We start from the raw sequence: 24093 nt of genomic DNA on the forward strand, positions 1-24093 counted from the left end.
CGTGTACTTACTAACTTACCTATTATTCTACTTCGGGGCTAGTTTGTCTCGTATAAAGCTTTATGCTAGTTCAAATCACGTAATTATAAATTGGGCATGATTTTTCTAGCACCTAAAATTAACCAAGTGCTCAGTACAAATGGCATCGTTAACGCAGGAAGCCCGTACGGTAATAACCAAATGCTGACACTTGCACTCAGCGGCACTGTGATACAGGCAGCAAGCACGCCGGTAATAGGGGCATAGCGATTTTCTTTCGTGTTAAACACAGCAGATACCGCGAGAATAGTTAAAATAGCATTATAACCATATAAACCTAGCACGATCTGCGTATGCTCCCCGCCTAATGCAAGTGCTGTGAAGAAAGCGACCGCATTGCCGATGATCGCATAAATACCGAATTTTCTGCTGGCCCAAAAAACCGCAAGAAACAGTAAAATACTAGGGATCGTTTCAATAATGAAAAAGATTTGGCCGATTCCATTGAAAATCACATCAAGCAAATTAATTTCACCTGCTATATGCAATTCCCAATTGGCTAAACTTTGAGGTACTAATTCATCACTCAATGTAATGCTTTTGAATTTATACGATTCCAGCAGTACAAACCAAGTGACTAAGATGAACGGTAACGTTAAAACCGGAATACCTATGTGGCCAATGAAATGCATCAAGGTCGCAGTGAAAATCGCAGCTACTGCAGCGCCGATCAATGCGACAACCCACGCACTCGGACCCGTCAAAAACGATTGTAACGCCAAACCAGTTAACACAGAATTATATCCCATCAATCCTTTACTAACCAACGTTTTGTCCGCACCGCCAACTGTTGCAACCAATGTACCGATCACAGCAGACAAAAACACTATGATTCCAAGTGGTAACGAAGTGATGGTAATAGCCAATAAAATTAGAAGGCCGCTTATTGTATTTTCTATAAATATGATTTGTGATATCCCTTTAATGGAAGCCTTTAGTAAATTAATGAATTCCTCTTTTTTCATCGATTGCCCTCCCAACAGTGTATGATATAGTAACTACCGGAGAGCATCAATCACATTTTCTTGTGAATGAACATAGTGAGATTTACTCATCAAAACATCCAATGATTATTTCATAAAAGTAAATCAATTTGTTTTTGATCATTAATACATGTAAACACACTATGTCCGATTCACTTTCATTTTATAAATGAATTATCCTTTTTCACGAATTAAAGAATGAAGGTATGTTACAGATGAGTTCAATGATTGTCAGCGGCTAGAAATTCAAAACGTCTTTGCTTGATCTAATGCAGGATTGCGGACACAAAAATACTTTGATTGCAGGGGAGGATTATTCTCGTTTTGCGCCCCTAAACTATTCACTTTATATAATTTATCTTGTCTTCTATACTTCCTTTCATACTTGCCCACTGTTCCTTGGTCACACTAAACATCACAGTGTGACGAATTGTACCGTCTACTCGTATCATATGATTGCGAAGAACACCTTCTTTTACAGCTCCAATCCGCTCAATTGCTTGTTGGGAACGAATATTCTCATGATCGGTTTTCAGTTGGACACGATTCAATTGTAATTCCTCAAAACAATAAGTGAACAGCAAATACTTGCACTCCGTATTAACGGAAGTCTGCCAAAACTCAGGATGCAACCACGTGTTTCCGATTTCTAAACGCTTATGCGACAAAACTATATCCATCAATCTAGTTGAACCAATGATTTTGCCCGATTCATTATGAATAATTACGAAAGGATACTCGCTTCCAAGATCTTTTGTACGGAGAGCTGCTTGAATGTATTTCTCCATATCCAGTCGAGTTTTCATGGGATTCGTCATGTACGTCCAGATCCGGTCGTCTTGCGCTACACTATAAAGGGCTTCCACATCATCTTTTTTCATCGGCCTTAGTGTAACGTGAACACCCGGCAATAAAATTTCTTTCATCACATATCCTCCAGATTTAGTAGTATCACATATTGGCTATGTTAGTAAAAAAGATGCAAATTCTTTTTAAAGAATTGCATCTCTTTCCACTAAAACATCATCGGTCACTTACTTTATTATTCTGCAAGTTGCTTATAATTTCAAGAATTTATACAACACTAATTTACTTAGTCCAAATTACTAATTCTAACGATATTCCCTAGATTAGAACCGATCCAAGCTCCGATAAATGGTAAGAGATTATAAAATTGTAGCATTTCGGAGCCAGTGTCTACTGTAAAGACAAATACGGTGAACATAATGCTTACGACGCTAAGAATGATGACCTCAGTTATCTTTTTTCTCTTCCAGCGCTTCTTTCCCCAATGATCTCTATCAAAAGCCTGAACAAGTTGATTTGTTTTGGTGCCCGTTGTTTTTTCTGTTAGGAGGATATAAAGTGCGTGTACAGAGAAAAACCATAATAGCACGCAAATTAATGCAAAGACAGTAGAAAGTGGCCATGCCGCTTTTATATAAAGAAGGGACAGAACGAATATCACGAGCATCCCTATATTGAATTCTACCAATTGCTTTTTCTTAAGACGTTTCACTTCTTCTATATTCCATTTTGATTCATCCACTTTACCCCTCCTTATAGGCAATAAAAAGTGCTATTCTTTTTTCTCTTTATAACCAACCCCATACCCCATGATAACGCCTAGCAATAGTATGAGTAAGAAATCTCAGTCAAAATTTTTTGTGAAAATACTAATTATGATCCAACCAAATAAAATTCCAGCAGTTAACAAAATTAAATTTTTAGACATTTTTTATCAAACTCCTTCATTTTCCAAGACGGTATCTCACAAATACTAGAAGCCAATTACAAAAGCAAGAACTAGAAAAACCGCAATGCCTACTGCTCGTGTGATCCATTTATTCCGTGTCCCGTCGCCCCGAAGTGGATCTATTCTGTGCCAGACCATGAACGCAATGATAGTAAAGGATACAAATAGTACCCAATTTGTCCAAAAGCTATCAAAGTATTGGAATGTGACAAATCGGATCATTACATATGTAACAACAGACAGACTACTGGTGAGGAGTAAGCTAAGAAAATACGGTTTTCTAGTATTTGAAACTTCTTTTGTCAATTCCACATACATACCTCCTAGTGATTAGTCGAATTCGAATTTTTGTAGACTTTGTACACGAGGCTACCAAATAAAAACTTAATAGGATACAACGCAATCAGAATCGCAACAATCTGACTAAATGTCTTAATTGTTCCTGTCAGATGTAGTTGATCATTAATAACGTAATTTGCCAACTGAATTAAACCGAATACAATAGCGACTGATACCGCCAGCGCAAATAAAATTAAAACAACTTGAGATATAGACAGCTTTCTTAACTTTTGAATGCTGCCGTCGCTAATTGTAAAGCTAATATACGATAATGGGACTAGCAATAAGAACCAACTTGAATAGCCGAATGAAATCCAAGAAACACCTATTACTATAAGTAAAATCCAGCCAATTACACTACTTATCCTTTTGCTCATTTTCTTCACCTACCTAGGTTCTGATTATTCTAGTATATCTTCTTTTAAATACGAATAGACCTTGGCTTAAGTTTCACTTCTTGAGGAATTTCTTGCAAATAATAGAATATTCTATACAAACTATTTCTAGTAGAATAACATGATCATTACTGCGAAAACTTTTTTACCATATAAAAAAGCACCGCAATATGCGATGCTAAATGGATATTTAGTTTGTTCTTTAAATGGTTAAATGAAAAGCACAGCTCTTACTTTACTGCAATTGCATCGTTGTAATACAAGTATTGTCCCCGTCAAACGTAGTAATTTCAGAGACGGTTTCTTTGTTGTCTTGTTTAATCGTTACAGTAAATGTATCATCACGGGGAAGCCAGAAATCAATAAATCCATTCGTTTCGGTTGTTTTGATTTCATCAAGAATGACATTGCCTTCCGAGTCTTCTATATGCACTTCAAAATCTTCTTCAACGAGTTCACCTTGACAGCCTGTAAGACTATGAATATCGCAAGGATGCGTACTGTCGACAAATGGTGCAATGGATACGAAAAATTCATCTTCAGGAAGATCGTATGTCGTAACGTTTTTATCATCATCTGTGACAATCAGTTCAGACGATGTAATCGATGCGGATGCAGCTACGGCATTTCTCACGGTGTAGTCGTTTACTAACTCTTTAATATCTACTTCTGGTTCTTGTATTTCAGTATTCGCTTTTTCATTGCTGCAACCTACTGATAAAGCAGTAATCAATAGCAACACGGCAATCAGTTTCATTTTCATTATTTTCACTACCTATCCCTATTTTTAGCAAAACTATACCGATTCATGTAATGATTATTGTTCGGATAGCTCATCTTCAACAACCCATTTATGATTCTTAACTTCTTCTCCATCCGTTGTGGATTCATAATCAATCATATAGACAGTCGTTTGCTCCGCAGATTCAATTTCTGATTTCGCTCCCTCCATCCCTTCCATATGATCGGCAAGGACAGTCACTTCAGTTCCTTTTTCAAGAGGGGCAGGTGCCGGATCTTCAATTTCTTCATGGACGACCCATTTATGATCCATCACTTTCTCGCCACCATCCGTCGGTGTGTAGTTGATGGAATAAGCAGTCGTATCAAATGCGCCTACAATTGTTGCAGTGGCTCCTTTCATTCCTTCCATATGATCTGTTTCAATAATTGCTTCGGATCCAACAAGATATGTCGGGTTTTCGGCTTTCATTATACCTTCAGGAATACTTCCATCACTTGAATGGTCCATCCCTTCCATTTCACCTGGGGACGTTTCTTCATTTTTAACAGGTTCTTCTTTCGTTGTCAAAGCTCCACATCCTGCAAGCACAAGGGCGAAAGCTGCGCTGACTGATAGTATTTGTTTTTTCATATGTCTTCACTCCTTTTACTTTACTAGTAGTATAGCCACTTTTAATTCAGAGTAACGCTATATTCCTAAACTCCTTAGAAACTCCTTAATTGCGAAAAATAGTACAATAAACTATTTCGGTACAAGCATTTGAATTATGGTACATCATTCGTGCTTTCTGCATACATTTTCGACACGTTTACCTTATACTGCTCAATAGAGAGAAAAGGAGCGCGTGCCATGAAAAAAATCTCCACCAAGTTAGCGTCAGCATTTATTATTTCATTTCTGATTATGGACACATTGTTGATGATCTATTTACATCAGACCATCACACACGCCCGGGTTGATGAAGAATTGGATCGACTATTGAAAACGGGTAGTAACCATCGAAATGTTTTAGAAGATAATTATACCGAAACAACTTTGCATCATATCATTCTAATGGAAAGCGGTGGCGAACGAGATGTTGTTATTCTTGATGATTCAGGGAATAGCGTACAGCACTCATTGAAAAACGAAGAAGTTCTCGCTCCATATTTGAAGAAAATCCAAGAAGAGAAACCGACTGAAGACAGCATTTTACCTGTTGATTGGAACGAGTCTCCTTACCTTGTCAGTGTCCATCCATATAAAGTCGGCGATAACTCAGGAACTCTCGTTATGCTTCAAAGCACTATTCCCATACGTCAGCTTGTGAATCAACTCAATATTCATTTTATACTGGCGGGTGGAGGAAGTATTGTCGTGCTGTTTGTCGTGTATTTATTACTCTCCAAATGGTTGACACGTCCACTGATTCGAATGAAAGAAGCGACCGAACAGATTAGCGAAGGGTTCTACGATGTTGACTTGCCTAAGTTATCGAATGATGAACTTGGGGAATTGGCTGCGTCGATCCGTAAATTATCGAATGACTTAAGTCGTGTCAAACGCGAACGACATGAGTTTTTGGCGTCTGTTTCTCATGAAATGGGAACACCTTTAACGTACTTGATTGGCTATGCCAAAGTAGCACAACGTACAGAATTGAATGATACGGAACGATTTAACTATTTATCGATTATCGAAGAAGAAGCCGAGCGTTTAAAAACGCTTGTGAAAAACTTGATGGATTTAGCTCAAATGGATGAAATGACTTTCACTGTGAAGAAATCCGAATTCTCTGCAGAACAATTCATCAAGGATACCGTTCAACTCGTCCAACCTGCATTTGATATGAAAGGAATAACGCTTCTCGTTGAACCAGTCCGAGACTTCTCTTTATTCGCAGATCGCATGCGGTTAGAACAAATCATTCTCAATTTATTGGACAATGCTCTTCACTATTCTCAAAGTGGCAGTACGGTAATCGTTCGTGCTTTTCAAGAGAAAAAGCATGCGGTCCTTCAAGTAGAAGACGGTGGATGTGGGATTGCGATTGAAGATCAACAACAAATTTTTGAAAAGTTATACCGTGTGGAGAAATCACGTTCTCGTTCGTTTGGCGGTGCTGGTTTAGGCTTAGCGACTGTGAAGGAGTTAACAGAAGCACATGGTGGGACGATCGAGGTGCAAAGTGAATTGGATAAAGGAAGTATCTTTACGGTACGACTATGACTGGAGATGATGACGGATATGAAGACACTATTATTGATTGACGATGAGCAACGCATGCTCGATTTACTTGAGCTATTCTTAGCACCACATGGTTATCGATGTTTACAAGCAACAGATGGTCAAACAGCTCTTGAACTATTCAATAAAGAGAATGTACACCTCGTGTTGTTAGATGTTATGATGCCGGGCATGGACGGTTGGGAAGTTTGCCGTAGGATCAGGGAAGTATCGGATGTACCCGTCATTTTATTGACTGCTCGTTCCGACAAATCAGATGTCGTCAAAGGACTCGACCAAGGCGCAGATGATTATATTACGAAACCGTTTGACGAAGGTGAACTGACAGCGAGAGTGCGCGTTGCTTTGCGGCGTATTCCCGATGACGAACCAAAGACAATCGAGGAAGGTTTATTTACGTTGGACTTGGAGTCTTATTCCATCCTATATGACACGCAGGAAGTTCGTCTTACATTAAAAGAGTTCTATATTATAGAAGCTATGATGACGAGGCCGAATCGGACGTTTACTCGGGAAGACTTGCTTCAAGTCGCTTGGGAATATGACACCTATACAGAAGTTCGGACGGTTGATTCCCATATTCGAAATTTGCGTGACAAGTTAAGAAAGTCTGGTTTTCCGATTGACGATATTCTAGTGACGGTTTGGGGAATCGGGTACAAATGGAGATGAAGTAGCGCCAGGGACGATTCGATTTTCCGTAGAGATCCCTTTTTAAGACGAGAGTGCTAGTATAATACGTGTACTAAACGAAAAGAGTCCAATTCTCATTTGAATGGGACTCTTTTAAAATTCGAAAATATTCACTTATAGTTCTAATTAGTACTTGATCTTAGCTGGTTATTTATTATTATTACGCTGAATCTCGGCTAAAATAAAACCTCCCATTATTGCAAGAGGAATGGAATTTGCAAAGACTGGCGGTTCTAAGAAACTTCCAAAAACACCACCCAAGATCGTTACTATCATGGCAACTAAAATTCTTCCCAAATAACTTCCCCCCTTTAGAATTTGGTGCTATTGTGTTCTACTATCGCGCTTATTAGCTTAAATAAGTTTACTTCAAGAGTTATAGCCAAATGCAATGATGAATATCATTGCAGTCACAGATACTACGATAAAAATTATAGAAATTATAGTGATACTTACAGTTAAACTTTTCGGTATGTTCGTACGGTTTTTCCGAATAGCTACTAACAGGAAAACACTCAGTAAAATTATAATAAGAAAAATTGATAAGAATGCAAAACGCTCTTTAATTATAAACCATATATCCATTTCTTCTGTTCCTCCAATGACTTTTAGCTCCATGATTTGTCTCTATTAAAGCGGTGGGGGCAATCCTTCTTAAAGAAATGCAACCTTTGACGTATAAGGGATTAACTCGCTTATAGTACTATTTAAATTTTGGCCATTGATTATAACCAATTTCCGGATCATTAGAATTATATTTCCTTATACACTCTACTTCTTTTAAATTAACCTCTTTATCTGTAGCAGTTTCAGACTCCCATAATATTTCTTTTCGTATTGTAAAATCTCTTCGTTCTTCCCTTGTAAAGTCTTTTTCAATTAGTTTACTGTTTGCACTTCCAAAATAATTAATAGTATCTGTAAAATCTTTACCAATATAAATTTTGTTGTTTGGATAAGTAATCTTGTAAATGATTTTCATGAATTAACACTCCAAAACTAGATAGCTATTCTACAAATATATAATTCAATTACTCAATATTATAACCTAGATTATTCATTCAACTATTTTATCAGCACTTCAATTCCCTCTTTATTCTGTTCAGCCAGTTCCTCTAATAACTGATTTGATTCTTCATTGTAATCTGTTATCCCATCATCATTATCGTTATCAAAATGATACGGTCCTATTTTTTCTTCCAAATACGTAAGCATGTAGGCGTTTTGTTCGTTTAATCTTCTAGTATATTCTCGTTGAAATTCCTTTGGATCCATATCAAACTTTTTTGCTTGTGATTCAGCAAATTCCCGTATTTGCTTGCCATTTGGATCTTCTGTACCTTCAGGTGGTAATACCGCAAACACGTCATCATCTGTTTCGAGATGTCCAGAAATATCGAGGTCCATTTTCTTTACTTCCTGTTTCACCAATTCTACCCGTATGGCTCCGTCCAAATAATTCAATGCTGTTTTATCCGGGAAAAAGAACCGTAAATCTCCGACCGTGATCTCCTGTCCATTTACGATGGCGGCTGGGTCATCATGATCATATTTCGCTATACCGCTGCAGCCCGACAGCAGAATGAGAACAAGCATAACGAAACAGAACTTTATAGATTTCAAATTCTAGGCACCTCCTATTCTTCAATCTTCTTTATCAAAAGAGTTTGCCAAATAAGCTTATTTTCTTCATCTATAATCTGTTTTTGAAAACTTTAAGCAACCGGCGTACCGTTTTTAACGGGTTGTTCAGGTTGTAACAGTACTACGTCATCTTCACCAGGGACGCCGCCGATTACTAAGACTTCGGACTTGAATCCCGCGATTCGTCTCGGGGGAAAGTTGACTATGGCCACTACTTGATTTCCTACTAGCTGTTCTGGTTCATATCTTTGCGTAATTTGGGCTGAAGAATATTTAATGCCTACTTCCCCAAAATCGATTTCTAACTTAATTGCAGGCTTTCGCGCTTCTGGGAATGGCTCTGCTTTCAACACTGTGCCCACACGAATATCTAATTTTAAAAAGTCCTCGATTGTAGCCATCACTATCACCTCATATGTTTATTTTAGTTCTGAGATTATGCTGCTTTTTAATGTCACAAAGTCGTAAGCGTAGCGCTAGTTTTTAAAATCCTCACACTTCCCCTCCTTATGACTATTGAAATTCAAAAACTTATTGAATTTTCAATATAAACTAATTCTAGTAGTTTTGCACCTGTATTACTATGAAAATCCTTTTACAATAAAAAAAGCACCGCTGAATGCGATGCTGATTTCACCTTATTTTAATTCTGTTAACAGCTCACCAAGTTTTTTCACACTTGCTGTTTGCTCTGTTACGGTTTTCTGCAATAACGCTTTCTGGCGATCTAGAGCGTCAGTTAATGTCGCGATTTCTTCTGACACGTCTGGCTTGTCCTGGTCTTTTTTCGCTTTCAACGATTGGATCGTATCGAATAGGTCTTCGTGATCGACAATTCGTCCAGCGCCCCACATCAGTTGTTCTTTTGGTGCTTTGATCACGTAATCCGTGAAGTAGGTAAATACTTCTTTATCAAAAGCGTAGGCGTACCAGTTATTATCGATTGCGGACAAGTTCTCGTCCAAAGGTGTTGCGACATCACCTTTTTGTAGTGCCTCTATGGAAGCACTCAAATGATTGACGTTATTTTGGGCATGTTCATGAGGGAAAATCGGTTCGTCTTCCCATGTTAATCTTACAAATTGATCTTCTGCATATTTGAATGCAGCGAGTAACCCACTGTTCAACTCACGGCTTTCTTCATACAATTTTTTCGCAGTGTCCGCATCTTCTTTTTTAAGTGCGGTTGCGTATTCTTCATTCACTTTTGCGACTTTCACGTTGACCTCTTCCGCTGCGGATAACGCTTGATCGATTTCATTAGTCAAACTATTTGACGCGACTTCTGCTTGATCAAATACATCTGTATCCATCAATTCTTTCATAGCAAGCAAACGTGTCGTGAAGTCGAGTGGTACGATCGCTGTTTTATCGTAATGCATCGTTAACAAGCCATAGAGATTCAAGTGGAATTTCAATGCTTCTGCATTAAATGCCTCTTCGCTATCAAATTGAGAGTGATAATGGGAATGCATGAATTCACTATCTTGGAAATCATTCCGAAGTGCCGGCACACCCGCAATTCCGAATGAAAAATCATCCGACCATGTACGTAGTGGCGAAACGACGGAAATGCCGTCTTTGTATACATCCGGTAGTGGAGGTACTTGTTTTGTAAACTCTGTCAAATAATTATTCAATTCATACACGGAACGGATTTCATCTTGTGTCGTATGTTCAAATGCCGGAAGCTCGAAGTTCATATTGGCAAATGTTTTCCCGACCCATTCCGGATGAATCTTGAAGATTTGATTATAAGCGCCTGTTGACCAATCATAGCGGGTGTTCGAAACTCCCCATTCTTCCGCTGCGATCGCATTGAAAATAATGGTCTTCTCCGGCTGATTGCCACTGTCGATCATCCCTTTGGCAATCCCCATCATCAAGCCGATTGCTGCATTATCATCTTGGAATCCAGCGAAATACGAATCATAGTGTCCAGATAATAGAATATACGATTCAGGATCTTTCCCTACAATCTTTCCATAATAATTATACGCTTCACCGTCCATTTTGACAGTCGATTTCGCATCGAACTTTACAGTAAATGCATCTGCTTCGCTTGCTTCAAGTGCCTTTTTCAGACTACCTGCATCTGTTTGAGACATCGAAAATGCTGGTGCATCGTCCGGTCCACAAATATCTTGGGCATTCAATGCATCGGGATCTACTTCAGCATAGCCAGCTTCTTGTACTGCAATTACCGCAGCTGCTCCTTTTACATGCGCTTGATAGGTAGGATAATTAATCCACCATTCTTCACGCTGGTTAATGTCGATTAACACAAGCTTCCCTTCAATATCCAAGCCTTCTAAGTCAGCAGCCGTCCCTTTTCCTGCATAGACGACTTCAAGTTCTTTCACACCATCTGTATTAAAGTTCACTTGGTAACCGCCAAGAACAGCGAGATGTTCTTTCCCGTCGGCGTCTGTAAAGGTTAGATCTGCTTTCTCAAACTCCCAACTATCTACTTTAAATGCGTCTTTTGTTACTTCAGTAAGCCCTATTTCCTTCATTTCTTTTTCTATTTTCTCGCCCGTCTTATGTTCCGCTTCCGATCCAGCCGTACGATAGCCGAGTTTTTCATTCGTTTTAAATTCTTCCAATCCTTTAGCGAAATCAAAAGCGTATTCTACGTCAACTACAGATAAGTACTTGTCTTTCTCACCTGAAAGCGGAACGGTCTTTACGTCTTCTACTGGCTCGTCTTTCGTCTTCGAAGTATCTTCTTTTGGTGTACACGCAACGAGTGACGCTGCAACGAGCATGGATAGAGCCATGCCACTTACGATCTTTTTCATATATCACAGTCCTTTAGATTTTTTTTAACAACTAATCAATTAAACGACATAGATTCATATTTGGCAATACAAAATTTATAAATTATTGATAAAAAATCATCGGTTTTTATTTATTTCAAAAAGTAATGCTTCTTCCTATTCTACTTGTCTATTACATTGGAAATTTTACTATTGACTGAATTCTATACTATTTGAAACTGCTTTTGTGTTTGAGCACATACCCAGTTTCGCTGCATATATATAGAAGGATTAACTAGACAAAGGGAGTGAACTTCATGGCAAACCAAACATTCCAAACGCTGATCACAGCCAATCCGGATGAAGGCTTTGCGCTCGCTGTTAAACTCGCGCAAAAAGGGGTGGAAGTAACACAACCTTCAGAAGAGATTAGAAAAGTATTGCGTCCGACGTATTCACGAGACGCGGATAGTTTAACGGCCGCTTCCCAAGTCATTGCTATTCATTTTCAAACGGTAGCTGCGGCCAATAATTATTGGCGGACGTGGATGCCTTTATATTAAAATGAATAAAACTCTGTGTTAGTGAAAAGGCTTTCTCCATTGTTTTTTAAGGCTTTGCTACAGGTGAAGAACGCACAACAAACTACTCTCCAATTGAACCGGAGAGTAGTTTGTTTTTTCATTAGTCTATTCAGTACATCACTTTTCTTAATCAAACGTTAAAACAATACGTCCGTTGATCTTCCCTGCCTCCATTTTATCCAACACTTCATTCACTTCAGAAAGAGGCGCTGTTTCGATCTGGGCTTTTACTTTTCCGCGCGCAGCGAAATCAAGTGCTTCTTTCATGTCGATGCGTGTGCCGACGATCGATCCTTTTACCGTTACGCCATTTAATACTGTGTTGAAAATGGGAATAGGCAGTTCCTCGTGCGGTAGTCCGACTGCTACTAATGTTCCGCCACGTTTAATGGAACGGTATGCCTGCTCAAATGGTACTTTGGAAACCGCTACACTGATCGCTGCTTGTACTCCGCCTACTTGTTGTTGGATCGCTTCAGCAGGATCTTCTTTCCGTCCATTTATTGCGATATCAGCGCCTAGATTCTTCGCAAGTTCTAGTTTCTCATCCGCAATATCGACTGCGACTACGTTAAAGCCCATCGCCTTTGCGTATTGCAACGCGACATGACCTAGGCCACCAATACCGTAAATCGCAACCCAGTCCCCTGGCTTCGCACCCGATACTTTCAATGCTTTATACGTTGTCACACCCGCACAAAGAATAGGAGCTGCTTCAACTGAGCTAAGATTCTCAGGAATTTTGGCTACATACTCTGCCGCCGCCAAGCAATATTCCGCATATCCGCCATCAACTGAATAGCCGCCGTTCTCCTGCTTGTGGCAAAGAGTTTCTTTTCCTTGTAGACAATAATCACATTCTCCACATGCCGAATACAGCCAAGGAATCCCTACACGATCCCCTATTTTTACCGCAGTAACATTCGGACCGATCGCTTCGACAATACCGACGCCTTCGTGTCCGGGAATGAGAGGTAGTTTCGGTTTAACGGGCCAGTCTCCGTTTATCGCATGCAAGTCTGTATGACAAACACCACATGCTTCCAATTTTACTAAAGCTTGACCCGGACCTGGTACAGGCTTTGCCGTGTCCTCGATTTGTAGTTTTGTTTGAAATTCTTTTACGATTGCCGCTTTCATCGACGTCTGTTGTTTTGTCTGTTGTGCCTTGTTGTTTTGGATTGCTGGTTTCATGAATTAATTCCTCCCTTTTCTCGTACCGTCCATGTATACGAGAGTACAGGGATGATTATGATAGAGGTTCAGAAATATTTTCACTGCTACATAAAATAAAAGAGTTCCTATGCCAATTGGCAGGAACTCTTTTTGTTGCGAACTGAATTTCATTACATCATTTAATTACGTAAAATAACATACACCAAGTAAATGACGTAGGCTGCGGCGAGCATTAAGCCTTCTCGTTTGCCGATTTTAAAGCCGGTTCTCGCGAATACGAGTAAGACCAGAGTCAGTGCGATCATGATGATGACGTCGATAAAGACTTTATCGTTCACCGCGATCGGTGTGATGGCGGAAGACGCACCAAGGACGAACAGGATATTGAAAATATTACTCCCGACAATGTTCCCGAGCGCAATTTCACTCTCTTTTTTCAACGCGGCCGAAATCGACGTTACCAATTCAGGTAATGATGTTCCGATGGCGATAATCGTCAGACCGACCAGCGTTTCACTCATCCCGAGGGAATACGCGATTTTCGTTGCGTTATCCACGACTAGATCACCGCCGAATATAATCGCTGCCAGTCCGACGAGCGTGATGAGTATATTCTTGCCCGACTTCACATTTTCCGTTACTTGGGTCAATGTGGCATTTTGTCGGCTACGGAGGCCGAGTTCAATCACGTAATACATAAAGATCGAAAGAAATATTAAGAAAATAATACCATCGCTGCGCGTGAGCACATTACTGCTGAAACCTTGTAGTGCGATATCACTCATCAACACCAACATGACGATACTTGCGAGCAATGTAAATGGAATTTCTTTCTTGATCGTCTCACTTTGTACCTTCAGCGGAAACAGAAAAGCTGCCACTCCGATTACGATGGTGATATTGAAAATATTACTTCCGACTACGTTACCGACTGCGACGTCCGCGTTTCCGCCGAGCGCCGCGATAATACTGACCGTCGCTTCTGGAGAGCTCGTACCAAGAGCAACAATCGTCAAACCGATCAAAATAGGCGGGATTTTCAGTAGTCTAGCAATATTAGAAGAACCATCGACAAAATAGTCGGCTCCTTTTATTAATAATGCAAAACCAATTAGTAGTAAAACATACGTCATCTAGTTGTTGCCTCCTTTAATGGAAAGAACTTTCTCATTAGTAGTATGAACATCGCTTGAAACCGTGAAGTTTCTGCGTTTTCATAGCATCCAGCTTTCTTGATCCATCATCTTTTTTAATCATTCCTTATTATCTCACGTTGTAAACACTTTTGCATACTACAAACAACATGTATGTTCACAAATATTAGAGTGTTTATTCTCAATTAGATGTGTTTTTCATCGTATTTCACCTATTTCATTCTCAATTAGATGCTTTTTTCAGAACGTTCTCTTATACTAGGAATACATCAAACGAAAGGAATTACTACATGATTACACAATTCTTCGCTTATTATAAGCCACATCGTCGCTTGTTTTTGATCGATTTTTTCAGTGCGATTTTCGTAGCACTTCTTGAACTCGCATTTCCTCTCGCCGTTCAGTGGTTTATCGACGGACTCCTACCGTCCGGTGATTGGAATAAAATTGTCACCATCAGCTTTTTATTATTACTTGTTTATCTAGTCAGTACGTTTCTTCATTATATCGTCAGCTATTTAGGGCATAAGCTCGGCATCAATATCGAAACAGATATGCGCCGCGAATTGTTCGAACATGTACAGAAGCAATCATTCCGTTTTTTTGACAATACGAAGACCGGCCATATTATGACGCGCATCACGACCGATTTGTTCGATATCGGCGAACTCGCCCATCACGGACCTGAAGATGCATTCATTGCGATCATGACTATTCTTGGCGCTTTCGGCTTAATGTATTCAATCAATCCCGAACTCGCGTTAATTGCGATCGTCATGGTTCCGCTACTCGCGGTCGTTGTGGCTTTCTCAAATAAACGGATGAATGCAGCGTGGCATAAAATGTACCAAAATATTGCAGATGTCAATGGTCGAGTAGAAGATTCGGTTTCAGGATCACGCGTCGTGAAATCTTTTACGAATGAAGACTTCGAATTGCGCCGTTTCCAACAAGACAATGACTATTTCCGCTTAGCTAAACTAAAAGCGTATAAAGTCATGGCGTGGGCGACGTCTTCGATGTACATGCTTACACGTCTCGTAACTCTCGTCATTCTGATCGTCGGTGCGTGGTTCACGGTCAATGATAAGTTAACGTACGGTGAACTCGTCAGCTTTATTTTATTCAGTAATATTTTGATCAAACCGATCGATAAAATCAGTGCGTTGCTTGAGTTATATCCAAAAGGCATGGCAGGATTCAGTCGTTTTCGTGACTTGATCAATCAAGAGCCTGAAATTAAAGACGCGAAGGACGCTGTTGAAGTTGCTCATTTACACGGTGATATTACTCTTTCTAATGTAACATTCGGATACGATGAACAGCGTCCTGTCTTACGCAATATCGATTTAACGATTCAGGCAGGACAAACCGTTGCGTTCGTCGGTCCGTCCGGTGCAGGAAAGACGACGATTTGTTCACTAATTCCTCGTTTCTATGAAGTCAATGAAGGCTCGATTTCCATTGATGGAATGGACATTCGCAATATGACGCAAAAATCATTACGAGATCAAATCGGCATCGTCCAACAAGATGTGTTTTTGTTTACTGGAACGATTCGTGATAATATTGCGTACGGTAAATTGCACGCGACGGACGAAGAAGTGTATGAAGCGGCAGAAAAAGCCCATCTTACCGACTTGATCAGCAGTATGCCGAACGGTTATGAAACACAGATCGGTGAACGCGGATTGAAACTGTCAGGCGGTCAAAAACAACGGCTGGCAATCGCCCGCATGTTCTTAAAAAATCCACCCATTCTTATTTTGGATGAAGCGACTTCCGCACTGGATACGGAGACTGAACGCATCATTCAACAATCGCTCGAAGAATTGGCAGTAAATCGCACGACACTCATCATTGCACATCGTTTGACGACGATCCGCAATGCCGATCAAGTCATCGTCATGACGGAAGACGGCATTGAAGAGCAAGGTACGTATCAAAGTTTACTCGAGCAAAACGGGACATTCGCTCAATTACATCAAGCGAACCAAGTCTAACTGAACATGAAAATACCTGTGCACAACGTTCGTGATGGTTTGATCCTCACAAACGTTTAACGCACAGGTATTTTTTTATTTCTTTTTCTTCCTGAATGATCGGACTTTCTTCCGCTTCTTCGCAATCGGCGCGCTCGGTTCAGGTGCCGGATTGTACGCAACGGTATATAAGCCCGAATAGTCTTGGTACCACGCGAAAATATGCTGGAATATTACTTTCAGTACTGCATAAGCAGGTATTCCAAGAATAACTCCAGGTACTCCGAATAGTTTACCCGCAGTCAGTAGGACGATAATAATCGTCACGGGGTGGATTTTTAAGTTACTGCCTAAAATTAAAGGCTGAATCAAACGACCTTCTAATAATTGTTCAATAGCGAAAACAATGAGTACTTTGACGAGCATGAACGGTGATGCAACAATCGCGACAATGACAATCGGGATCATCGCCATAAATGAACCTAAATACGGAACCAAATTCAATAATCCCGCCACAATGGCTAATAACACCGCATATTCGAGACCGATAATCGCGAATCCAATCCAAAATATTAATCCTACAAAGAAAGCTACAAGCAATTGGCCACGAATATACTGGCTGATTTGCGTATTGATTTCTTTCAGTAAATTATACATCGGTATCCGAGTCTTCGTCGGAAGTAATTTCATAACGTGATACGGTAAACTGCGTCCATCCTTCAATAAAAAGAATAATAAAATCGGCATCGTCACTAAAGCGATGACTAAATTTGTAACAGTCCCCACTACGCTACCGATTCCTGAGAATGTGGAATCCATCACTTGGTTCGCTTGCTCCGAAATGGACTTGATGACATTGGCATTGACATCGGCCAATTGTGTTTGCAACTGCGAAAATATCGTGCTATTTAATAAATGATCTATCTGTTCGATTAATCGATTCCAATAAGTCGGCCAGTTTTCAATCAAACTAATTGTCTGTTCACGTATGATCGGAATCAGAATAATAATCCCCCATACGACCAAGCCGATAATCACTAGAAAGACGGTAACGATTCCACCGATACGTGGAACTTTTTTTCTTTCAAGCCAATCAATTAACGGATTCAGTAGATAAAATAAAATCCCCGCCATTATTACTGGCAATCCAATCACACTGAAAAACTCTTTTACGGGATGTAGAAGGTAGGTAATCTTTGAAAAGAGTAATAAATTCGCTAGTAGCAATAAAGTAATCAATAAAATCGCAACGACTTTATTATCTAAAAACCATTTGCGGAACCATGTCGCCATGCCTTTTAACTTAGCTCTCTCCTGATCCATTGGCTGTACCCCATTCCTTTTTCTAGATGTGACATGCTGTATGTATAGTATACAACGTTAAGAGAAAAGCAGTTAGTAATACTATCTTTCATAATAGTTGTTTGCCTATTAGCAAACAAAACTAAATTTTGTTTGCTAATAGGCAAACGAATGCACAAATAAAAAACGTCTGCACCCATACATCTGGTACAAACGTTGAATAATTATTTCTTAATCCATTTAGACTCAAGCGAAATTCCCGCATCCGCAAATAAATTATACACTGGACATCTTCTCTCTACTTCAGCTTTCAATTGATCGATCGCTTCTTGTGATTCATTCGTGGTGATTTCACAAACAAAGCGTACTTTTTGGAAATGTGTTTTCACACCTTCTTCTCCCATCAAGCCACGCGCATCTACAATTCCTGTTGTATCAAAATCAATTGCTCTGAATGTGAAGTTCTGTTCTGTCGCAATTAGAGGGATCATGACCGCTTTACAACCATTCAGTGCAGCTGCGATAAATTCGAGTGGATTGGCGCCGGTATCCGTTCCGCCCAATTCTACTGGTTCATCCATCGGAAACGCTTCGAAATTACGAATGCTATGTGTGGAGCGAACGCCTTGATCCCACTTCGCTGTTGCGGCAATCTTTACTAATGTACTGTTTTTCGTCGACATATACCCATCTCCCTTTAATCCTTAGTAATATAATATGTATTGTAGCATATAAGATTATAAAACGTAATAGAGTATTTAGAATTCTTTTGCATAGAAAAACACCTGTAGAAAAAACAGGTGTTTCTGCTTCTCATACAGGTGGTAGTCATTTGTTTTTTATCAAAAAATATTCAATGGAAAAATATTCAATCAATCAAACTCTTCATATTCATTCGGATGTTGTCCTTCCACTCTTCCAGCTTCACCTTTATCCAATGCATCAATTTGTTTCATATCTTCTTCGCTCAGTTCAAAGTCGAATACATCCAGATTAGCTTTTTGATGAGCGTATGACGAGGATTTCACGACAGTCAATACGTCGTTCTGTAAGTTCCAGCGAATAATGATTTGTGCTGGTTCTTTGTTGTATTTTTCAGCGATCTTAACAATGGTTTCATTTGTTAAGACGTCATTTATTTCACGGCCTAAAGGACTCCAAGCTTCTGTTACGATTCCACGGCTCTTATTGTATTCAACCAATTCATTATTGTTAAAGTACGGATGACGCTCGATTTGGTTGGTCGCTGGTGTGACGCCAGTTTTTTCAATGATTTTCTCCAAATGCTCCGACAAGAAATTCGATACGCCTATCGTCTTGATCAGTCCGAATTTCTGTGCATCGACTAACGCTTGCCATGCTTCTTCATATTGACCTTGTTTTGGAAGCGGCCAATGAATCAAGTATTTATCAAAGTAGTCGAGACCTAGACGATACAGCGATTCTTGAATCATGAGTATCGCTCTGTCGTAACCGTGTGAATGTCCGGGAAGTTTCGAACTGATGATCAATTCCTCGCGAGGAGTAGATGAACGTCGAACGGCTTCGCCTACCATGCCTTCGTTGTTGTAGTTAGTGGACGTGTCGATGAGTCTGTAGCCTGCTTCGATTGCGGATAATACGGACGTGACACCTTGTGCACCTTTAACTTGTACAGTTCCGAATCCAATGGATGGAAGGCTCGTTCCGTCATTTAATCGCATCGTTTGTAGTTTTTCCATTTTACTCAAACACCTTTCATTTTTATTAATTGTACTTGTGTAGATACTCTATTTATCTTCCCTGCGTAAACGCAAATAAACATTTCTACATTTCTGACGCTTTCTATCGTGCACATCTAAAAAGCACCCACGCGGAAATGCTCCATGCATGGGTGCTTCTGGGTGATTATACTTTGCTTATACCTGGCTGTGTAGACAAGGTGATGTCTTCCCCCACATATTTCATGAATTCTGGCTGTTCTTTCAACCACAAAGGGGCATCCAGATCAAAGTATCGTACATTAGGATGAGCTACTGCAAAATGTGCTGCCGCCGCTACCGATTGGTCAGATTCCATCATGCTGCCTATCATGCAATGAACATCAGCTGTTTCAGCAATACTGGCAATTTTCAACGCATTGGAGATCCCTCCACACTTCATCAGCTTGATATTCAATAAATCAATATATTTTCCACTGACTAACTTCAGCGCATCATGCGGAGAGAATAAGCTTTCGTCTGCCATAATCGGAATATTGACGTTGTTCGTAACAAATTTTAATCCTTCCAAATCATGTGCAGCGACTGGCTGTTCAATGAATTCTATATTCAAATTTTCACGTTCCATTTGATTGATTAACTGAACAGCTTGTTTAGGCGTCCATCCTTGATTGGCATCTAGGCGCAACGTAACATCTGGCGGTATAACGGCACGTATTGCAGAAACTCGAGCCATATCCAATTCCGGTGCGGAGCCGACCTTTACTTTCAAGCTCTTAAACCCAGAATCCACATTTTTTATCGCGTCTTTTGACATAATTTCAGGTGTATCTACCCCAATTGTCATACACGTTTTCAAGTGTTTATGATTTCCTAAATAACGATAGAGCGGAATTCCCAACAACTTACTGTAAGCATCATACATCGCGATATCTGCTGCTGCTTTGGCACTTGTATTTCCTACGCAACTAGTTTGGATATCCATCAATAAGGATTGAAAATTATCCATATGTTGATTTAACAATATTTTTTTTATTGGACCCAACAAAGCAGCTTGGATACTTTCAGTTGAATCTCCTGTAATTACCCACGTAGGAGCGGCGGATCCCATACCTACCACCCCATTTTCCAAATGAATAGTTACTTCAATACTGTCGATTTCAGTCGCTGTCCGAAGAGCGGTTTTAAATGGTCTTTCAAGAAGAATGTTACGACATGTGACTTCTACATCTAGTATTCTCACGCAATCTCTCCTTAGATATTTAATTAAGTACTAATTTATTTAAACGAGTATGTTTACATCATGCCTAGGATCTTGCCGACCAACATACCGAAATACGTTCCTAAAAATGAACCAATTAGTGCCATGAGGACTCCTATCGGGATCAAGGAACGGTTATATGCAGCAGCAAGCATTGGAGCCGAAGCCATACCTCCTATATTAGCCAAGCTCGCGATACCAAGAGTGAATAAATCAAATTTAAATAACTTACCTAGTAACAACATAATGATTAAGTGGAATAGCATAATCAACAATCCTGACAATAAATATATTGGCGCTTGTGACAACTGCGAGAAATCAGATTGTGAAGCAATTAACGCCACAATAATATAAAGCAGTACATTGGATACATCTAATGCGCCCGTAATACGAGAAACACGCGTTTGTGCCAAAATTAACCCTACAACAGAAGCAATCATGATGGTCCAAGTAGTAGCATTAATCACCGTTCCGAACTCCGGCAAGGATTTTCCTATAGTAGATGATAATGTCGAAACCAATAGACCTAAACCTAGCAAGTACATGATATGTTGGAATTGCAAACCTTTTTCTTCTTCTTTAGCATGTTCAGTATCTTCTAAGTCTATTTGCATAAATTGTGTGTCTGCTTTTGTCCATTTATTAAATGAACCCGCAAATGGTACAAGCCAAAACATAAACATAACCCACAATGCATAATTGATTGTGTCCATCATCAACACATAGCCAAAAATATTTTCAGGCACTTTTAGAATACCTTGCAAGGCAACCATATTTGCTGATCCACCAGTCCAGCTTCCAGCTAGCGCTCCAAAAGCGCGCCATGTGTCTGTATCATAGAAACTTTTAAATAGGGCAAAAACGATTATAAAACCTAGCAATATACTGACAACCGCCACTAGATAGCCACCAATCATACGTGGTCCTAGTTTAATAATACTTCGAATATCACATTTTAATAACATGATCATCAGCATAGCCGGTAACAATGCATTCTTCACATTGCTGTAAGTGGCATCTATTGAATCGTTATGGGCAAAGACTCCACTTGTTTGTAAAATGGCTGCGCCAATATAGATCAGGACGATTGCCGGTACAAATTTCATGAAACGATTAGAACTAAACTTCTTTTCAATGGCTACCATTACGGCAGCTAATGCAACTAGAACACTTAAATACAAAAATCCATCGGTAATCATTCTATCTCCCCCTTATAATAAAAACACAAAAAAATCCAGTCTAACTAGAAAGTTAGACTGGATTTCGACTAGGTTTATGTAGTCAAAGCAGTTTTGGCTTGATCATATTTACTTTTAGCATCACGAAATGCAACAATCAATGCTTTTTGTGATGCGCCATGATATCTCTTGGAAATGTTACTCTCAATAGATTCATCGTGTACTTTATACCCAATAAACAAAGAACGAACAAATTGATTAGTTAGTTGAATAGTTGATGAACATTCACTATCTATAATCTCATCAGTCGAAGAGTCTATGACTAGCGCTAAAAAGAATTGGTTATATTGTTTGGTTATAGGGTTATTCAGTGACGCTTTTGCATCACCAATAACATAGATACTATCCTGATTATACATATTAATAATCTCCTTCAGTACATTACAGACGATGCAAGGAAACTACAATGGGAAATTGCAGCGTCTTATATCATGTAATCGTTTGCATGAAATTATAATCTAAATATAGCATTACGATAACTACCCGTCAATAAGTAAATTAAATGATAGAAATCTTCTCAATGTATTATACTATTTCAAAACTATCCGTACGAAAGATAATGTCCCTTTTTTGATTAGCGATTTTTCGATGCGTGTACAGTGCTATACTATTTCCCAGGTTATAGTTACATGTTATACTGCTCTAGCGGCATAATGAATTTGCATGCAAGCTATTTTAATTTATTGTTCTAGAAAGGAAGTAACTCGTGTCATCATTACAAATTGTTCAAGTACGTCATCCTAAAGCTATGGCTTTCACTCTGATGTTCGGAGCCTTTATTGGGTTGTTTGGTGAAACAGCATTAAATATGGCTCTGACAAATATTATGTCCGATTTCTCGGTCAACTCTGCTACCGCTCAGTGGTTGACAACAGGATACTTATTAACGCTCGGTATTCTAGTACCTGTGTCTTCTCTCTTAATTCGGTGGTTTACAACGAAACAATTGCTCGTTGCGTCTTTGGCCTTTTCCATAGCCGGTTCATTTCTAGCGGGGTTCGCTCCGAGTTTTGCCGTGTTATTTATAGGTCGTGTCGTGCAAGCGATAGGAACAGGAATATTATTACCATTAATGATGAACGTTATTTTATTGATATTCCCAATCCATAAACGCGGTGCCGTTATGGGCGTCATGGGGCTTGTGATCACGACAGCTCCTGCGATTGGACCTGCGTTGTCCGGATTGATCGTCGATACACTCGGTTGGTCATATATCTTCTGGGTCAGCTTGGTGTTTTATGTAGGATTGATCGTATTCGGTCTCAAACAAATTGACAACGTCTCACAAATCACGAAGCCAGCGATTGATATCGTTTCGATTGTATTATCAACAGTTGGATTTGGCGGAGTCATTTATAGTTTAAGTACTATGGCAGAAAAGTCTTTAACATCTGCATACGTATATCTTCCATTAGTAGTCGGTTTAGTCTCCCTATCATTATTTGCGGTAAGGCAGTTCAAGATGAAACACCCGATGATTAATTTACGTGTGTTTAAATATCCGATGTTCACGTTAGGGGTCGTGCTGTTGTTCATCGGCATGTTTTTAATTCTCTCTTCAGCCATTTTACTTCCTCTGTATATGCGAACATCTTTGCTCGTCAGCGCAGCAGTCGCAGGATTTGCTTTGCTGCCAGGTAGCGCTATGAACGCATTATTGTCTCCCATCATTGGCATGCTGTCGGACAAGTTCGGTGTCAAAAAAATCTTACCGATTGGCTTTTTATTTACAGCGGTCGCAAGTGTGTTATTTATCGTCATTATTTCGGCTGAAACGCCTATTTGGCAAGTGGTCATCGCATTCCTAATCTATTTTGTAGGCATTTCTATGATTATTATGCCTGCTCAAACAAATGGGTTAAATGAATTACCGCGCGAACTTTACGCGGACGGCTCAGCTGTCATGAATACTTTACAACAAATCGCAGGCGCTACAGGAACAGCGTTGGCGATTACATTTATGATACATGGGCAAAATGTATTTTTAGAAACTTCACCTAGTGCTTCGGCTGCTGAAATGATTGCGGCGGGTACGAAATATGCGTTCTACTTTATCGCTGGATTTGCTATTGTTGGATTCATAGCGTCATTGTTTGTGAAACGGGTTCGGGTGTAAG

25 protein-coding genes are annotated in these 24093 nt (G+C 39.6%); 5 read left to right on the forward strand and 20 right to left on the reverse strand.

Annotated elements, in window-relative coordinates; translation table 11 throughout:
• Positions 1–83 precede the first annotated feature (83 nt).
• From CSV76_RS08445 to CSV76_RS08475, 7 genes are all read right to left on the reverse strand, one after another.
• Positions 84–1004, reverse strand: coding sequence for an urea transporter (locus CSV76_RS08445; RefSeq protein WP_099625269.1), 921 nt, complete (start codon positions 1002–1004; stop codon positions 84–86).
• A gap of 359 nt (positions 1005–1363) precedes the next feature.
• A complete protein-coding gene (locus CSV76_RS08450; RefSeq protein ID WP_099625270.1) occupies positions 1364–1948 on the reverse strand; it encodes a GNAT family N-acetyltransferase in 585 nt (194 codons plus the stop codon).
• Positions 1949–2115: 167 nt separating this feature from the next.
• Positions 2116–2571 carry a hypothetical protein gene (locus tag CSV76_RS08455; protein WP_085426266.1) on the reverse strand — a complete coding sequence of 152 codons (456 nt, stop codon included), beginning with the start codon at positions 2569–2571 and terminating at the stop codon, positions 2116–2118.
• A gap of 231 nt (positions 2572–2802) precedes the next feature.
• Positions 2803–3090 (reverse strand): hypothetical protein, encoded by a 288-nt coding sequence (locus CSV76_RS08460; protein ID WP_085426267.1) that lies wholly within the window; start codon positions 3088–3090, stop codon positions 2803–2805.
• An 11-nt stretch (positions 3091–3101) separates the two neighbouring features.
• A complete protein-coding gene (locus CSV76_RS08465) occupies positions 3102–3494 on the reverse strand; it encodes a disulfide bond formation protein DsbD (protein WP_085426268.1) in 393 nt (130 codons plus the stop codon).
• Between the two features lie 253 nt (positions 3495–3747).
• Positions 3748–4275, reverse strand: a complete 528-nt coding sequence (locus CSV76_RS08470; RefSeq protein WP_085426269.1) for a CueP family metal-binding protein — start codon at positions 4273–4275, stop codon at positions 3748–3750.
• Positions 4276–4329: 54 nt separating this feature from the next.
• A complete protein-coding gene (locus CSV76_RS08475) occupies positions 4330–4887 on the reverse strand; it encodes a YdhK family protein (protein WP_085426270.1) in 558 nt (185 codons plus the stop codon).
• 219 nt (positions 4888–5106) lie between these two features.
• Between CSV76_RS08475 and CSV76_RS08480 the strand changes: the two genes are divergently transcribed.
• Both CSV76_RS08480 and CSV76_RS08485 read left to right on the forward strand, forming a co-directional pair.
• Positions 5107–6465 carry a sensor histidine kinase gene (locus tag CSV76_RS08480; protein WP_099625271.1) on the forward strand — a complete coding sequence of 453 codons (1359 nt, stop codon included), beginning with the start codon at positions 5107–5109 and terminating at the stop codon, positions 6463–6465.
• 18 nt (positions 6466–6483) lie between these two features.
• The gene (locus CSV76_RS08485; RefSeq protein ID WP_099625324.1) at positions 6484–7155 is read left to right on the forward strand and encodes a response regulator transcription factor; all 672 of its coding nucleotides are present in this window, start codon (positions 6484–6486) and stop codon (positions 7153–7155) included.
• 168 nt (positions 7156–7323) lie between these two features.
• On the opposite strand, the gene CSV76_RS17285 is transcribed toward CSV76_RS08485, so the two are convergent.
• From CSV76_RS17285 to CSV76_RS08510, 5 genes are all read right to left on the reverse strand, one after another.
• On the reverse strand, positions 7324–7473 hold the full coding sequence (locus CSV76_RS17285; RefSeq protein ID WP_157129913.1) for a hypothetical protein: 150 nt from the start codon (positions 7471–7473) through the stop codon (positions 7324–7326).
• Positions 7474–7879: 406 nt separating this feature from the next.
• Entirely contained in the window at positions 7880–8158 is a 279-nt protein-coding gene (locus CSV76_RS08495; protein ID WP_099625273.1) for a GIY-YIG nuclease family protein, read from the reverse strand.
• An 83-nt stretch (positions 8159–8241) separates the two neighbouring features.
• Positions 8242–8799 (reverse strand): hypothetical protein, encoded by a 558-nt coding sequence (locus CSV76_RS08500; protein ID WP_233204438.1) that lies wholly within the window; start codon positions 8797–8799, stop codon positions 8242–8244.
• Positions 8800–8891: 92 nt separating this feature from the next.
• Complete coding sequence (gene csaA, locus CSV76_RS08505; RefSeq protein WP_099625274.1) at positions 8892–9221, reverse strand: chaperone CsaA; 330 nt, start codon at positions 9219–9221, stop codon at positions 8892–8894.
• A 237-nt stretch (positions 9222–9458) separates the two neighbouring features.
• Entirely contained in the window at positions 9459–11621 is a 2163-nt protein-coding gene (locus CSV76_RS08510) for a M28 family peptidase (RefSeq protein ID WP_099625275.1), read from the reverse strand.
• A 275-nt stretch (positions 11622–11896) separates the two neighbouring features.
• Here CSV76_RS08510 and CSV76_RS08515 point away from each other — a divergent pair, with 275 nt between their 5' ends.
• Positions 11897–12142 carry a hexameric tyrosine-coordinated heme protein gene (locus CSV76_RS08515; RefSeq protein WP_085426275.1) on the forward strand — a complete coding sequence of 82 codons (246 nt, stop codon included), beginning with the start codon at positions 11897–11899 and terminating at the stop codon, positions 12140–12142.
• A 147-nt stretch (positions 12143–12289) separates the two neighbouring features.
• Here CSV76_RS08515 and adhP read toward each other — a convergent pair whose 3' ends face one another.
• Both adhP and CSV76_RS08525 read right to left on the reverse strand, forming a co-directional pair.
• Entirely contained in the window at positions 12290–13303 is a 1014-nt protein-coding gene (adhP, locus tag CSV76_RS08520) for an alcohol dehydrogenase AdhP (RefSeq protein WP_085428950.1), read from the reverse strand.
• A 215-nt stretch (positions 13304–13518) separates the two neighbouring features.
• Positions 13519–14472, reverse strand: coding sequence for a calcium/sodium antiporter (locus tag CSV76_RS08525; protein ID WP_099625276.1), 954 nt, complete (start codon positions 14470–14472; stop codon positions 13519–13521).
• Positions 14473–14783: 311 nt separating this feature from the next.
• Between CSV76_RS08525 and CSV76_RS08530 the strand changes: the two genes are divergently transcribed.
• A complete protein-coding gene (locus tag CSV76_RS08530) occupies positions 14784–16496 on the forward strand; it encodes an ABC transporter ATP-binding protein (RefSeq protein ID WP_085426277.1) in 1713 nt (570 codons plus the stop codon).
• Between the two features lie 75 nt (positions 16497–16571).
• Here CSV76_RS08530 and CSV76_RS08535 read toward each other — a convergent pair whose 3' ends face one another.
• The 6 genes from CSV76_RS08535 to CSV76_RS08560 form a co-directional block, all read right to left on the reverse strand.
• Entirely contained in the window at positions 16572–17798 is a 1227-nt protein-coding gene (locus tag CSV76_RS08535; RefSeq protein ID WP_085426278.1) for an AI-2E family transporter, read from the reverse strand.
• 203 nt (positions 17799–18001) lie between these two features.
• Positions 18002–18460, reverse strand: a complete 459-nt coding sequence (locus CSV76_RS08540) for an OsmC family protein (protein WP_099625277.1) — start codon at positions 18458–18460, stop codon at positions 18002–18004.
• Positions 18461–18649: 189 nt separating this feature from the next.
• Complete coding sequence (locus CSV76_RS08545) at positions 18650–19498, reverse strand: aldo/keto reductase (RefSeq protein WP_099625278.1); 849 nt, start codon at positions 19496–19498, stop codon at positions 18650–18652.
• 166 nt (positions 19499–19664) lie between these two features.
• Positions 19665–20720, reverse strand: coding sequence for a dipeptide epimerase (locus tag CSV76_RS08550; protein ID WP_099625279.1), 1056 nt, complete (start codon positions 20718–20720; stop codon positions 19665–19667).
• A gap of 53 nt (positions 20721–20773) precedes the next feature.
• Positions 20774–21937, reverse strand: coding sequence for a DUF819 family protein (locus CSV76_RS08555; RefSeq protein ID WP_099625280.1), 1164 nt, complete (start codon positions 21935–21937; stop codon positions 20774–20776).
• A gap of 74 nt (positions 21938–22011) precedes the next feature.
• Positions 22012–22335: a DUF3870 domain-containing protein gene (locus CSV76_RS08560; RefSeq protein WP_099625281.1), complete on the reverse strand. Its 324-nt coding sequence runs from the start codon at positions 22333–22335 to the stop codon at positions 22012–22014.
• A 389-nt stretch (positions 22336–22724) separates the two neighbouring features.
• On the opposite strand from CSV76_RS08560, the gene CSV76_RS08565 reads away from it, so the two are divergent.
• The gene (locus tag CSV76_RS08565; RefSeq protein ID WP_099625326.1) at positions 22725–24092 is read left to right on the forward strand and encodes an MDR family MFS transporter; all 1368 of its coding nucleotides are present in this window, start codon (positions 22725–22727) and stop codon (positions 24090–24092) included.
• The last annotated feature ends 1 nt before the right edge of the window (position 24093 follow it).

This window comes from Sporosarcina sp. P17b (genome assembly GCF_002743115.1).
In the GTDB taxonomy this organism is placed as follows: domain Bacteria; phylum Bacillota; class Bacilli; order Bacillales_A; family Planococcaceae; genus Sporosarcina; species Sporosarcina ureae_C.